Annotated in this window: 11 protein-coding genes; all 11 read right to left on the reverse strand. The window is 62.2% G+C overall.

The genetic code is table 11. The features are described from left to right. Positions 1-213 precede the first annotated feature (213 nt). Positions 214-1,284, reverse strand: a complete 1,071-nt coding sequence (locus AC07FD_RS36620; protein ID WP_478353788.1) for an adenylate/guanylate cyclase domain-containing protein — start codon at positions 1,282-1,284, stop codon at positions 214-216. A 3-nt stretch (positions 1,285-1,287) separates the two neighbouring features. Next, entirely contained in the window at positions 1,288-1,782 is a 495-nt protein-coding gene (locus AC07FD_RS36625; RefSeq protein WP_095091295.1) for a Rab family GTPase, read from the reverse strand. A gap of 13 nt (positions 1,783-1,795) precedes the next feature. Further along, the gene (locus tag AC07FD_RS36630; protein WP_478353789.1) at positions 1,796-4,771 is read right to left on the reverse strand and encodes an OmpA family protein; all 2,976 of its coding nucleotides are present in this window, start codon (positions 4,769-4,771) and stop codon (positions 1,796-1,798) included. 94 nt (positions 4,772-4,865) lie between these two features. Then, a complete protein-coding gene (locus AC07FD_RS36635) occupies positions 4,866-5,531 on the reverse strand; it encodes a hypothetical protein (RefSeq protein WP_478353790.1) in 666 nt (221 codons plus the stop codon). 525 nt (positions 5,532-6,056) lie between these two features. Further along, a complete protein-coding gene (locus AC07FD_RS36640) occupies positions 6,057-7,043 on the reverse strand; it encodes an ABC transporter permease (RefSeq protein ID WP_478353791.1) in 987 nt (328 codons plus the stop codon). Between the two features lie 88 nt (positions 7,044-7,131). Beyond that, positions 7,132-8,106, reverse strand: a complete 975-nt coding sequence (locus AC07FD_RS36645; protein ID WP_478353792.1) for an ABC transporter permease — start codon at positions 8,104-8,106, stop codon at positions 7,132-7,134. Then, on the reverse strand, positions 8,103-9,677 hold the full coding sequence (locus AC07FD_RS36650; protein WP_478353793.1) for a sugar ABC transporter ATP-binding protein: 1,575 nt from the start codon (positions 9,675-9,677) through the stop codon (positions 8,103-8,105). The genes AC07FD_RS36645 and AC07FD_RS36650 overlap by 4 nt, the downstream gene beginning before the upstream one ends. A 170-nt stretch (positions 9,678-9,847) precedes the next feature. Continuing rightward, on the reverse strand, positions 9,848-10,882 hold the full coding sequence (locus tag AC07FD_RS36655) for an ABC transporter substrate-binding protein (protein ID WP_478353794.1): 1,035 nt from the start codon (positions 10,880-10,882) through the stop codon (positions 9,848-9,850). A gap of 163 nt (positions 10,883-11,045) precedes the next feature. Further along, positions 11,046-11,960 carry a sugar phosphate isomerase/epimerase family protein gene (locus AC07FD_RS36660; protein WP_478353795.1) on the reverse strand — a complete coding sequence of 305 codons (915 nt, stop codon included), beginning with the start codon at positions 11,958-11,960 and terminating at the stop codon, positions 11,046-11,048. A gap of 162 nt (positions 11,961-12,122) precedes the next feature. Beyond that, positions 12,123-13,637, reverse strand: coding sequence for a mannitol dehydrogenase family protein (locus tag AC07FD_RS36665; RefSeq protein ID WP_478353796.1), 1,515 nt, complete (start codon positions 13,635-13,637; stop codon positions 12,123-12,125). Then, positions 13,634-14,416 carry an SDR family oxidoreductase gene (locus AC07FD_RS36670; RefSeq protein ID WP_478353797.1) on the reverse strand — a complete coding sequence of 261 codons (783 nt, stop codon included), beginning with the start codon at positions 14,414-14,416 and terminating at the stop codon, positions 13,634-13,636. The genes AC07FD_RS36665 and AC07FD_RS36670 overlap by 4 nt, the downstream gene beginning before the upstream one ends. Positions 14,417-14,478 lie beyond the last annotated feature (62 nt).

The raw sequence follows: 14,478 nt of genomic DNA on the forward strand, positions 1-14,478 counted from the left end.
ATGTTGAATCAGAACCGCGATGATTTGGGAATCCTACGACTCCTATAAAGCTCATCCCGCTCTAGATCTCAGGATCCGATGTCCTGAGTTGACCCAGGCAGACCTTTGGCGGTCGCTCGGTGGTCGACTGCTTCGCGCACCCCTGCGGACATTCGAAACGATGATGTTTGACGAGATGCGATGCGCTCCAGGTCGGCACTGCCAAGCGGCAAATCAGGCCCGGAGCCGCCACATTCGCACACGACCTGTACCCCGCAATTCCGTTTCCTCGAGTGGGTCGCAAGCGAAATCTGGTCCAAGCAGTGTGTGAGTTGCATCCGAAATACGGATTTCATCGGGCTCGGCGGACGTTTGAATCCGTGAGGCGAGATTGACGGTGTCGCCCCACAGGTCATAGGCAAACCGCTTTTTGCCTATGACGCCGGCGACGATCGGTCCTGAGTGAATTCCAATTCTCAGTCTTAGCGGTTCTCCTGCGAAGCGTTCGCGCCGACCCGCCTCGCGCAGTTCAAGTGCATAGTGCGCAAGGGCTTCCGCATGATCGGATCGCGCGGCGGGCAGGCCGGCGACCACCATCACACAATCGCCGATTGTCTTGATCTTTTCGCAGCCATATCGTTCCGAGAGCTGATCCGCCACCTTGAAGAAGTAATTCAAGATAGCGAGCGTCGTCACGGCTCCGACGCTTCGCGCTCTTTCCGTAAAACCGACGATGTCGGCAAAAAGCACACTCACCTCGGCGTGGTTGTCCGCAATCTGTTCGTGCGCCTTTAGCCGCTCCGCGATCGACGCCGGAAGAATGTTGAGGAGCAGGGTTTCGGCGCGCTGGTATTCACGCGACAATCCCTCCTGACTCTCCCTCAACGCCTCGTTCGTCGATCGTAATTTCTCGTTGAGTTGACGCTCCCTCTCTTGCAGGAGCGTCATTTCATAAGCCTTCTGTTGAAGCCGCTGCCTGTTGTCGCGCTCGGCGGTGGCGTCAAGAACGAGCAGCCACACGCAGTCATCGTCAGCAAAAAGATGAAGGTCCGCGACACGCCCGCCGGGTAGTTCGACCATGGCCATATGAAATGGAAGCTCCGGGCAAGGCAGCAAGCCTTCCATGAATTCAAGCTGGTCGCTAACTGGTTTGCCAATGCGAAGTGATGAGAGCCCGTAGTGTTTAAGGTTGCCGCCCTTCGCAGCGATGCAAAGCTCCGCGTCAATTTTCAGATATGCGACAGAGTGCTCACGGTAGAAGAAGTTGAAAATCCAGCTTCTGACTTCTCTTGGCAATCCATGCATGGTCTATTCGGTGACCATCGAAGCAAGCTGACGAAACGCATCATCGACACATTCACCCGAAAGCGCGCTTGTCAGATAGATTTGCCATCCAAGTTGCCTCAGTCCGTCAATCTCACTATCCGGTATTGCCCACCGATCGGCCAGATCGGATTTGTTGAACAGCAACACGAACGGCATAGGTCCGAATTCGGCCTCGACCCGCTCGCGCAGCGTGAGCGCCACGGCAAGGGTAGCGGCGCGAGTTCCATCGACGACAAGCACGAGACCGGTCGCACCTCGCACATAGCTGACGCGGAATGAGCCGATATCGTCTTCGCCGGCCAAATCCCACAAAATCAGATCCACGGTCTTATCCGGGAGTACCACACTCTTCTTGTCGATTTTCACCCCCACCGTGGTCAAGTAGGTTTCTGAAAAGATGCTTTGCACAAACCTGCGCACCAGGCTCGTCTTTCCGACAGCGAACCCGCCCAACATGCAGATCTTTTTTTGCAGCATCCCAGGCCCCGCCCTAGTCCAGGTTTACCGTAACCGAAACCCGGCGATTGGTGGAGCTCCCAGTTTGACTATTTTCAGGCACCGCCGGCTCAAAGGTGCCCGCGCCCCGAACCTGCAGCAGCTCCGGAGCGACGCCGCGCTTGTTGAGAAGCGCACGAACTGTCTCGGCGCGGGCGGCGCTGATTGACGCGTTGGCCGTCTCACGACCCGTGCCGTCGGAATGGCCGGTCAACATGAACCGCGCCGTTACGCCTGACTTGCGGGCATTTTGGGCGAATTCCTTTAGTTGATCCGCCAATCTGTCGAGAACCGGCGTCTGTTCTGGTCCCGGCACTACTTTGCCGGAATTGAAGAAAATATCGGTCGCCTGGATGGCCTCTCTCAATTGATTAAGTTCAGCAAGGTCCAGCTCACGCAGCTGCGAGACATCCAGAACCACTCCGTCCGCCGAAAGTTCTTCGGCGGCAGCCCGCGCCCGGTTGATCCAGCCGGCAGGAGCCTCACCTACGATAACGATGCGATCCTGGATGATCGAAAGCCTGACCGATTTTGGCGGGGTCAGCGACGCCGTCAGCCGCTTCACCACGAACTTAGGATCAAGACTCTGATAGAATTGCCACTGTGAATGAACGCGGGCGGGATCGACCTGCGTTCCGGACAACAGCGACTGCGGGTCGGCGGCAAGTGGGTCTCTCAGGCCGGAAATGTAGAAATGTCCGCCCCTCGTCGTTTGTTGGGCGACGATGATTCCCGATTGGGCCTCAAGTCGCGACACATAGTACTGCCAGTGCTCCGCTGCGCGTGCTTCGGGGCTCACATCATGAACCTTGGAGATGTCGAATTCCGGTCCGCCTGCCGAAAGCTGCCGGGCCGCTGCGCGCGCCCGATCTATCCAGGTGTCGGGAGCCTCACCCTCGGCAACGATGCGATCATTGACGATCGAAAATCGTACTGTATCCGGCGGATAAAGCGACGCCGTCAGCCGCTTCAACACGAACTCCGGCTCAAGGCTCTGATAGAATTGCCACTGCGAATGAACCCGGGCGGGATCGACCTGCGTTCCGGACAACAGCGACTGCGGGTCGACGCCAAGCGGGTCTCTCAGGCCGGCAATATAGAATTGGCCGTCGCGTATCTTCTGTTCTGCAACGATGATGCCCGGCTGGGTCTCCAGTCGCGACACATAGGCCTGCCAGCGCTCCGCCTCGCGTGCTTCGGGGCTAACATCACGAACCCTGGAGATATCGAAGACCGGCCCGCCTGCCGAAAGCTGCTGGGCGGCGGCCTGCGCCCGGTTGATCCACGTGTCGGGAGCCTCACCCTCGGCAACGATGCGATCATTGACGATCGAAAGTCGTACTGTATCCGGCGGAGTCAGCGACGCCGTCAGCCGCCTCAACACGAACTCCGGCTCAAGGCTCTGATAGAATTGCCACTGCGAATGAACCCGGGCGGGATCGACCTGCGTTCCGGACAGCAGCGACTGCGGGTCGGCGGCAAGCGGGTCTTTCAGGCCGGCAATATAGAATTGGCCATCGCGTATCTTCTGTTCGGCAACGATGATGCCCGGTTGGGTCCCCAGTCGCGACACATAGGCCTGCCAGCGCTCCGCCTCGCGTGCTTCGGGGCTAACATCACGAACCTTGGAGATATCGAAGACCGGCCCGCCTGCCGAAAGTTGTTGGGCGGCGCCCCGCGCCCGGTCGATCCACGTGTCGGGAGCCTCACCCTCGGCAACGATGCGATCATTGACGATCGAAAGTCGTACTGTATCCGGCGGGGCCAGCGACGCCGTCAGCCGCCTCAACACGAACTCCGGCTCAAGGCTCTGATAGAATTGCCACTGCGAATGAACGCGAGCGGGATCGACCTGCGTTCCGGACAACAGCGACCGCGGGTCGGCGGCAAGCGGGTCTCTCAGGCCGGCGATATAGAATTGGCCGCCGCGCATCTGGTGTTCCGCAACGATGATGCCCGGCTGGGTCTCCAGTCGCGATACATAGGCCTGCCAGCGCTGCCCGGCTTGCCAGGAAAGAAAGAACCAACCGCCTGCCGGTACCAAAACCAGCAGGACTGCAGCCACCACCAGCCACGGAAATCCCTCGTTTGAATCCTCGTGCTTCAGTTCAACACAGGTCTGTAGCTGCGCCTCTACGCCGGCCAACTGCGAACTGTCGCCGTCAAACTGTTCTAGAGCTTCTGAGCTCTCATCGTGGATGCGAAGCAGTACATCGCGAATTATTTCATGTAATTCCTCTGGCGGGTTTCCGCGGATCACCGCAACCAAGGTCGCAAACGGTCCAACTTCGGACCAGAGACGAAGCTCCCCGAAACGGATAGTGTCCAGTCCGCTCTGTTCTTTCTCGTTGAATGAGTCTTTCACAAAATCTTGAATCGCACTAAGCATCGAAGAGATTAGTTGAGGGTCTTCGCTCGTTGCATTTTCGGCGGCTACATGTGTAATCAAAAGCCCCGAATTGCGGTTAATGAGAAAGACATGCTCTACCTGATAGGAGAGGGAATGCTTAAGGACAACTTCTGAGAAGCTCGTTCCTGTCCTCCAGGCTTCGAGCCTCCACTTAAGTCCATGCCAGGTAAATATATGTCTTAAGGATTCATTCAGCGACTGAAAGGTCTGGTCGATCTTTTCGCCGATCGACTTGCGAATAGCCGGCAGAAACACCGGGTATAATATATCCGTCAGCGTGCGCGGGTTCTTCTGGATGGACCGTCGCACGGCCCGCTCGACAACTGGCGCAAAGGCCTCGCCGAGTTGCGCATGAGACGCCGATGCGGCTGCGCTGGGGAGAACGTCCCCCACTGCGGCCGCAAGCTGCTCGGGTTCGTCGAGCAGGTGCGTAACGCGTGAAAGCTCAGTAATTTCGCGGCCGACCAGCAGCTCGCGAAGTGCGTCCATGCGATGATCGGCGGCTGGAACGTCGAAATGCGCATGATTGTCCGGATCGACGTTCCGGGCAATTTCGACCAACAGCCTAGCCAGAGCCTCGCGATCAATCTCGGTATCGTTCGAGGCTGTACTTTGAGGAAGGTTGACTGGGTCGACGGTTGACGTCAAATTCCGATCAACTCACTTTCCAGCTGCGTTCCGAGTTGTTCTTGTTACCGACGGGATCCTGATTCAGACATTTTGCAACCTCGACAAACAGGCCAGCCAAAAGATTCCGGTCGGTCTTGACGTTGCTGAGATCGGAGAACATTTTCTCCATGATCATCTGAACTGTTTCATTCTTTTGCTTGATTTCCTCACGCAGCGAATGATCATTTCGATTCATCCGATCCGCAACGTCGCGCTCAAGCTCGCTCAATTGATCCGACAACGCTCGCACCTGCTTTTCAAGTGCCTGATTTTGCTCGCGAAGATTCCGGTCAATCTCCTTGTCGGCCTCGGCTCGTGCGTCTTTTTCGTTCCGCAATTGCGCCGCAAGCGATTCGACCTGCTTCTTTGCATTTGACTCGTACATTTCGAGATTGCGCTTGGCCTCGGATTCGACATCCTTGAAGCGCTGCAAGAACCGTTCTTCAAGCTTGGAAAAACGGCGGTCATAGTCCTGCATCTGGTTGCCGAACAGCAGATCGCGTATCTTGTCGACACCTACCGCGTCGCCGGAGCCTCCGCCCTCGCGAGCCTGGGCCGCCATGAAGTTCAGCCCGTTTCCCTCTGCATTACCCATCAGATTTACGTCCGCTTTAACTGCTGGAGAAGCGGCACTCGCAGATTCCTTAGCCATCTTTAAGCCCCAATTGCCATAGTGCAAAACTCGGAAACAGATAAATATGTCAGCAAATTAGTCGGGCCGCAAGCTGGAATCTTCCTAGCTTAGGCCGATCCCAGCGTCCCCTTTTCGCCTCTTGAAACAGCAACAAACGCACGAGTTCCGATTGGGGTCACTCTTGTATCTCTTTGTAGCTGCGCCCAACGCGGGCTAATCCAGTCGACCATTGTGCACAATATACTTGCGAAAAGTGCAATACGATGTCTGCTATAGATACTATATTTCAGATAGGTTTCGCAGAATCTTTCGATGCATCGAAACTCGCTGGCCTGTCGGCGCACGTGCTGCCTCATATCCAGCTGTATACTGCGACCGTCGGCTTCCGATGCGGGCCCAAGGCTAGAAGGAAGGTCTTCTTTCGGGACGGAGAATGGCTGTTCGAGAATGCCGGGGACAGCGACCGTTGTCGGCGCAAGCCTGCCTGTTGCCTCTGTGGCCGAAACGAGGTGCGAAACGGACATTCGGTTCCGCGGCCACCCCCTACCGCTCCTCCACAATCCGCAAATACGCCGCCGTCACGAACAGCACGATCAGCCCGAACAAGATCCGCCTGGCCCCTTCCGGCATTTGCAGGATGGTCAGCAGCGTCGTCAGCACTGTGAGGATCAGGGCGCCGATGATGGTGCCGGTGTAACCGCCGCGGCCGCCGAAGATCGAGGTGCCGCCGATCACGGCTGCCGCCACCGAAGGCAGCACCAGCGGTTCGGCGAGCGACAGGGAGGGGGCCTTGATCAGGCCGATATAGAGCAGGCCGGTGATGCCGGCGAGCACGCTCGAGATGACGTAGAGCGCCGTGATGACCTGCCAGTATCGCACGCCGGAGAGGCGGGTCGCGCGCTCATTGTCGCCGACGGCGTAGAGCAGGCGGCCGAAGCCGGTGCGGCTGAGCGTGAAGACGATGAGCGCGGCCAGCGGCACGAACAGCAGCAGGGCGTTGGGCACGCCATATGTCAGGCCGGTGCCGAGCCAGGCGAGGAAGTCGGGAATTTTGGCGCCCGACGCGATCACTGTGCGCTGGTAGACCTGCAGGCAGCCGGTGCCGATCAGGCTGGTGCCCAGCGTCATGATCAGCGGATGGACGCGGAAGACGCCGACTCCGATGCCGTTTACGAGGCCGATCAGGACCGCCGGCATCATTGCCAGCAAGAAGGCGACCGCCGGATCCTGGTTGACGATTTGCGTGGCCATGATGAAGGCGCTCATCGTCGCCACTGTGCCAATCGAGAGGTCGATGCCGCCGGTCAGCATGGTCATGGTCTGGCAGCCGGCGAGGATCGCCAAGGGAATGGCGAATTTGATGGTGTTGGCGATCCAGCGCTCGTTGACGATGCCGGGGCGGAGGACCTCCAGGATCACCACCAGGATGACGAGCAGGATGATCAGCGGGATCAGCGGGCGGTCGGCCATAAAGCGCTTTACGCGGCGGCCGAAGGGGACAGGTTGGGGAGAGATCGCGGTTGTGCTCATGACGCTCGTGCTCGCGATTGGTTTCGCCCGATGTTGGTTCGGTTGACGGGAGGGGATAGTGCTCCACGACGCCCCATTTCATGCCCGCTCATGACTGCCGGCTCCGCATGGTGATGAAGGCGCCGAACATCACCACGGCAACCATGATGGCGCCTTCGACGATGGCGGTGACGTTGGGGTCGATGGCAAGCAGCGTCAGGTCGGTGCGCACCAGCCGCAGCACGAAGACGGCGACGATGGGGCCGAGGAGGCCGCCCTTGCCGCCGCCGAGTGCGACGCCGCCGAGAACCACCGCCGCGACGCTGGCCAGCAGATAGGGGCCGGGAATGGGGGCGCCGATGCCGGTGCTCATGGTCAGCGCCAGCCCGCCAAAAGCGGCGAACAGGCCCGACAGCGCATAGGCGATGATGCGGGTGCGCGCCACCGGCACGCCACTGCGGAACGCCGCCAGCTCGCTCGAGCCGATCGCATAGATGGAGAGGCCGAGGCGTGAGCGCCTGAGCGGTATCCAGATGATGCAGAGGCAGACGATGAGCAGCAGCAAAGCCTTGGGCAGCCAGGCATCGATGCCGTCGGGCAGGCCGGGTATCGGCACCGTGCCTGAGATCAGCGCCTTCAGCCATTCGGCCGCGGCACCGCCTGGCGCATCGAGCACCAAGAGGGCAGCGCCTTGCAGCACGAACAAAGTGGCCAGTGTGACGACGATGTCGGGCACGCGGGTGACGACGATCAGCATTCCGTTGATGGCGCCGAGCACGAAACCCATGGCGAGCACGAAGGGCACCACGAACAGCGCGTATTCTTCGCTGGCGCCTGACATCATCGAGGCGGCGGTGACGCTGGTCAGCGCCATCATGGCGGCGACCGACAGGTCGATGCCGCCGGCGATGACGACGATGGTCTGGGCGGCGACCGCAAAGGCGTAAGGCAGCACGGCGCGCACGAGCGAGCCGAAATCGCCGCTGCCATAGGCCGGCTGGATCAGTTTTGTGATGATGAACAGGACGATGAAGAGGACGAACAGGCCGGCGACCCAGCCCTGGCGGCGCAGGAAATGGCTCATGGCGTCGCCCCCGGCGTGTTCGGTTCTGAGGAACTCGCGCTCTCCGGGGAAGAAGAGTGGGGGTCGGCCAAAATGCCGATGTCGGCCTTGGCGCCGCGCGGCAGGCCGTAGGCGGCGCGCATCAGCGCTGGCTCGTCGGCCTCCTCGACCGGGAAGATGTCGACGACGCGGCCGCCGAAGATCACGATGACGCGGTCGCAGACACGCTGCACCTCCTCCAGTTCGGAGGTGTAGAACAGCACCGACTTGCCGTGGCCGGCGACCTCTCGCAGCAGTTTGTAGATCTCCTGCTTGGTGCCGACATCGATGCCGCGCGTCGGGTCGAAGCACAGCAGGGTCCGTGTGTCGGCGGCGATCCAGCGGGCGATGGTCACCTTCTGCTGGTTGCCGCCGGACAGGCGCTGCACTTCCCCTTGCGCGCGGGTGTCGATCTGCAGCCGTTCGATGGCGCTGACCACCTTGGCGCGCTCCTGGCGCATGGCTATTGGCCCCCAGTTGCGCAAAGCGGCGCTGAAGGGCAGCGCAATGTTCTCGCGCACCGAGCGCTGCATGGCCAGCGCCTCGGCGCGGTCGCCCGGCACATAGGCGAGGCCGGCGCGGATGGCGTCGATCGGGTGGGAGAATTTCGCCGGCTGGCCGTCGACCTCTATTGCGCCGCCGGATGGACGGATCGAGCCGGCCAGGGCGGCGAACAGCTCGTCCTGGCCCTGACCCTCAAGCGCGATGACGCCGGCGACCTCGCCATCGGCGAGATCGAAGGAGACATCGTTGAGCTTGGTTCCGACGCGCAGGTTGCGCACGGAGAGCCTTGGGCGGGCAGAGACGACTGCGGCCTTCTGGCTGGCGTTGTGGGCGGCGACATGGGTCTTGACGATGCGGGTGCCGAGCATCAGCTCGACGATCTTTTCCTCGACGCCGGGCACGATGTCGACGACGCCGACGGTCTCGCCGTCGCGCAGCACGGTGGCGCGGTCGCACAGCGCCGAGATCTCGACGAAGCGGTGGGAGATGAAGATCACCGCGCGGCCGCTGTCACCCTGGCGGCGCACGACTTCCAGCACCTTTTCGGCAAGGTTGGCGGGCAGCGCCGCCGTCATCTCGTCGAGCAGCAGCACGTCGGGCTCGACGGCCAGCGCACGCGCCAGATCGAGCACGCGCAGCACGGCCAGCGGAATGTCGCGGGCGGTGTCGCGGATATCGAGATCGGGAATGCCGAGTTCGCGCACCCAGGCGCGGAACGGCTCGACCGGCGTGCCGGTCAGCCTGAGATTGGACAGCACGTCGAGATCGGGGATCAGCGACGGCTCCTGGTAAACGGGCAAAAGGCCGGCGCGGCGGGCGGCGGCGGGCGAGCGTATGTCGCGGGCCTCGCCACGGATCAGGATACGCCCGGCATTGGCAGGAATAGCGCCGGTCAGGATCTTCACCAGCGTCGACTTGCCGGCGCCGTTGGCACCCATCAGCGCGTGCACCTCTCCCGGCAGCACCGAAAGCGATGCGTTGCGCAGCGCGGCGACCGCGCCGTAGTTCTTGGCGACGGCGGTGGCGTCGAGGAGCGGGTTGCTGGTCAAATCGTGTGGTTCTCGGGTTGCGTGCTCGGATCACTGCGAATGTCAGCGCCGCCCCTCACTGTCCGCAACGCCGGCGACCACGTCCCTCTCCCCGTCTCTATACGGGGAGAGGATGCCGGCAGGCAGGTGAGGAGCGGCGCCGACCGACCGCCGTTAGCGAAAGCCCAGATTTACTCGCCAGGGCCCTTGCAGGCGACGATCTGGTCCTTGGTGTAGGTGGTCCAGTCCGGGATCGAGATCGAGACCGGCCATTCGGGGCTCAGCGACGGATCGGCTGCGGCCTTCAGCTTGGCTTTGCCCTCGTCGGTGGCGTTCTCCCACAGCTGCGGCTCGACCAGCACGGTCTGCTGCGCCGGCTTCTTGCCGTCGAGGATCTGCAGCGCCAGCGTCACGCCAGCGCCGCCGATCGAGCCGGGGTTGGTGACCGCGGCGCCGACGAGACCCTTGACCGAGCTCAACTGGCCGACGAAGCCGGCATTGTCGGCGCCGACGATCGGCACCAGCGGCGCCTGCGACTCGACGAGCGCGTCGACGATGACATTGTCGATGCCGGAGGTCCAGATGCCGTGGATCGGCGTTCCCGTCGAGAGGAAGGAAAGGATCTGCTGCTTGGCCTGGTCCTGCTGCCAACCGGTGAAGACTTCCTGTGCGACCTTCACGTCGGGGAATTCAGCTAGCGCCTTCTTGAAACCCTTGTCGCGGTCGCTGTCGGCGGACGCGCCGGCGGCACCGCGCATGTAGAACACCTCGCCCTTGCCGCCCATCTGGCCGAACAGCCATTTGGCGCCGAGATAGGCGTACTGCTCCTGGTTGTTGGAGATGATGTAGGCCGACGGTTCGGTGACCGCCTGGTCGACGGCAACGACGACGATGCCGGCCTTTGTGGCTTCCTCGAGGCCCGCCTTGATGCCGGCCGGATCGGCCGGGTTGACGACGATGGCGTCGACCTTGGCGCTGATCAGGTTGCGGATGTCTTCCAGCTGGCCGGCGGCATCCGTGTTGCGGTGGGCGATGTTGAGCTTGGCCACCTCGCCGGAAGCCAGCGCCTGCGCCTTCATGGCGCAGACCATCTCCTCGCGCCAGCCATTGCCCTGCACGGTGTTGGAGATGCCTATGGTGTATTTGCCCGCGGCGGACGAGGCGCCCATCGAGGCCAGGAAGGCCGCGCCGGCAAGCAGCGGGACCATGGTCAGATATTTCTTCATTTCAGACTTCCTCCACATTGTTTTTCAGTTCAGTTCCAAGGCGTTAAACCGCGTCGCGTAGAAAGAGATTCAGGCGGCGCGCCTTAAGTTCTTGTGCTTGTTCCACGCATGTCATTGTCCCAAAATCGCTCCTCCGCGCTTTGGGCGACACGCATTTGCGCCGTCATTTCACGAACGGACGCAGCACGTCGCGGGCAAGCAGAAAGCCCCGCTTCACCTGATCGTCGCTGCCTTCAAATCGCCTGTCTTCGTGTTCGATGATGATGGGTCCGTCATAGCCGGCCCGGTAGAGGCCGGAGAAGAAGCCGCTCCAGTCGACATCGCCGAGCCCCGGCATGCGCGGCACCTGCCAGCCTATGCCAGCCGAGAGGATTCCGCGCTCGTAGAGTCCATCATGATCAATCATCAGGTCCTTGGCGTGGGCATGCAGCATGTAGGGGCCGAATTCCCGGATGAAGCGGGCCTGGTCGATCATCTGCCAGACCAGATGCGAGGGGTCGAAATTCATGCCGACATCGCCGCCCCAGGCTTCCAGGATGCGGCGCCAGACCTGCGGCGAATAGCCGATGTTGTGCCCGCCCGGCCACTCGTCATAGCTGAAGATCATCGGGCAGTTCTCGAAGGCGAGCTTGACGCCATGGCCGCGCGCATGGGCAACGATTTCGGGCCAGACCTTGAGCGCCTCCTGCCAGTTGACGTCGACGGTCTTGGCGGCATCGCCACCGCAGAAAGTGTTGACGACAGTTACGCCCATATTGGCGGCCAGCACGATCACCCTCTTCAGATGGCCGATGACAGCCTCGCGGTGGGTGGCGTCGGGGTGCAGCGGGTTGGGATAGTAGCCGAGGCCCGAGACCGAGAGGTTCTTCTCCGCCAGCGAGGCGACGATCTCCCTGGCCTGCGCGGCGGAAGTCGAGGCGGCGTCGATGTGGCTGGTGCCGGCATAGCGGCGGCTGGCGCCCGACGATTTCGGCCAGCAGGCGATTTCCAGCGCCTCGAAGCCGGCGGAGCTTGCCCAGCCGGCGACCTCGCCAAGCGGCGTCTCCGCGAAGGGTGCGGTGAGCAGTCCAAGTTTCATCATGCCTCCCCTGAACAGTTCATCGTTTCACGGAACGAGGAACCGTTCTATCCCTTTGTTTTTGACGCAATTCCGGGCGGAAAGCCGTTTCACACTTTTCCTGGAATTGCTCTCGTCGTGGCTTCATGACCGACTTCCACTATGCCGATTGTGCGGGCCGCTTCAACCGTACCGCCTCGCCTGTTCCAGACTGTGCCTGACGGCGGCCATCGGATCGTCCGACAGCAGCTCGCCGAGCGTTGATGTGACGGACCTGCGGAACGCATCGTTCGCGGCAAGGCCGGGCTCGAAAATCGTGTCGATGGCAAGGATGCCGGCCACCAGTGCCTGTGGATCGCGGCCGGTTGCGTCCGATATGTCGGCGACCTTGCCGGCATAGGGGTCCGACACCGGCCAGCGTTTGCCGAACCGTGCCGAGGCCTGGATCAGATAGGCCATCCAGCCGGCGACCGGGAGCGCCAGCAGCGCGATGCTTTGGCCCTGGCTCAGGCGGTCGCGGATCGGGTTGAGCAGGCGCTGGACGATCTTTTGCGAACCGTCGGTGGCAATCTGGTGGTTGCGGTGGCGGATCGCGATGTTGCGCAGCCGGCCGAGGCTCTGCGCGACATAGGCCAGCGGTTCCATGCCCGGCACCGGCAGCAGCGTCGGCAGCGTCTCTTCGACAAGCATGCGTTGCACAAAGGCCAACAGCAGCGGGTCGGCGATGGCATCGAATGTGTGTTCGAGGCCGGCCAGCACGCCGAGCGTGGCAAGCGTCGTCTGGGCGCCGTTGAGCACCCGCATCTTGAGATGTTCGAACGGCGTGACGTCGTCGACGAAGCTGGTGCCGACCCGATCCCAGCGCGGCACGCGGCCGGCGAATTTCTGCTCGATCACCCACTGCTGGAACGGCTCGCCGACGACGACCGCGGCATCTCGGTAGCCGAAACGCTGCTCGACGCTGTCGAGGTCGGCTAGCGTGACCGCCGGCGCGATGCGGTCGACCATGGCCGACGGGAAGGCGGCGTTGGCCGAGATCCAGTCGGCAAGGCCGTTGCCGCGCCGTTCGGCAAAAGCCTGCACGACATTGGCCAGGATAATGCCATTGGCCGGGATGTTGTCGCAGGAGAGCAGCGTCAGCGGCCGGCCATGTGTCGCCCGGCGCAATTCCAGCGCCCGCGCCAACAGGCCGGGCACACTGCGCGGCATCCCGGGGCTGGCGAGGTCGTGGACAATGTCGGGATGGTCGAGATCGAGTTCGCCGCTGGACGGGATGTGGCAATAGCCTTTCTCGGTCACCGTCATCGTCACCAGCTCGATGTCGGAGGAGGACAGCACATCGAGCGCGGGTGCGGCACTCGCCTGGCTGTCGACGACCGCTATGATGCTGCCGATGACGCGCGCCTCGACATGGCCGTTCTCGCGGATCAACCGCGTGTAGAGACAGCCTTGCCGGCCAAGTGTGTCGTCAAGGCTTGGTGGCCTGATGTTGATGCCGATGACGCCCCAGCGGTCGAAATGGCTGGCCAGCAGATCGTCGGTGTATTCGGCCTGGTGGCAGCGGTGGAAGGCGCCGACGCCGAGGTGCGCCATGCCGGGCGCGAGCGCCGCGCGGTCATAGGCCGGTTTCTGGACGGCGGCAGGCAACCGGGCGAGCAGCGCCGGCCCAAGTGTCTCGGGGGAGAGGGCGACGCTCACCGGTTCGCCCCGATCACCCACTGTTCCTGGTCGACCAGCGTGCCGGTCATCGGTCCGGCCGCGTCGGAAAGCAGGAAGACGGCGAGGTTCGCCACATCGCTCGTCGAGAACAGGCGGCCGAAAGGCTGCGAGGCCTTGGCGGCGTCGAGCCAGCCCGGACCGTTGCCGAGCGTCTCGGCCTGCATGGTGCGTTCGGCCGGTGTGTCGGTCCAGCCGACATTGATGCCGTTGACGCGGATGCGGTCGAAGCGGTGGGCGTTGGCGGCATTCTTGGTCAGCGTGGCCAGCGCGCCCTTGGTCGCGGAGTAGACGGCGAGCTCCGGCGAGCCGCAATGGGCATTGATTGATAGGATGTTGACGATGGCGCCGCCCTGGCCGCGCTTCTTCATATCGGCAATCGCCGCCTGCATGAGGAAGAATGGTGCGCGCGCATTGACGGCGAACAGCGCTGCCCAGTCATCGAGGCCGGCGTCGAGGAAGGACGCACGGTCGGTCAGGCCGGCGGCGTTGACAAGGCCATCGATGCGGTCGAAGCGATCGATGCAGGCTTGCGCCAGCAGGGCAGGGGCTTCGGGGTCGGAGAGGTCGGCGGCGACGAAAACCGTAGGCGTGCCGAGCCGCGAAAGCTCGGCTGCCACGGCATCGCCGCGCGCCTTCTCGCGACCGGTGACCAGCAGGCCACCGGCGCCCGACCGCGCAAGCGTTTCGGCAATCGCTCGGCCAATGCCTTGCGTCGCGCCGGTGACCAGCACCACCTTGCCTTTGAGCTGAAGCTCCATTCCTCATCCCGGAACAAAGTTTCTATTTTTCGAAATATGGAACGTCAATTCCCGGCAGTCAA

The organism is Mesorhizobium waitakense (genome assembly GCF_056431085.1).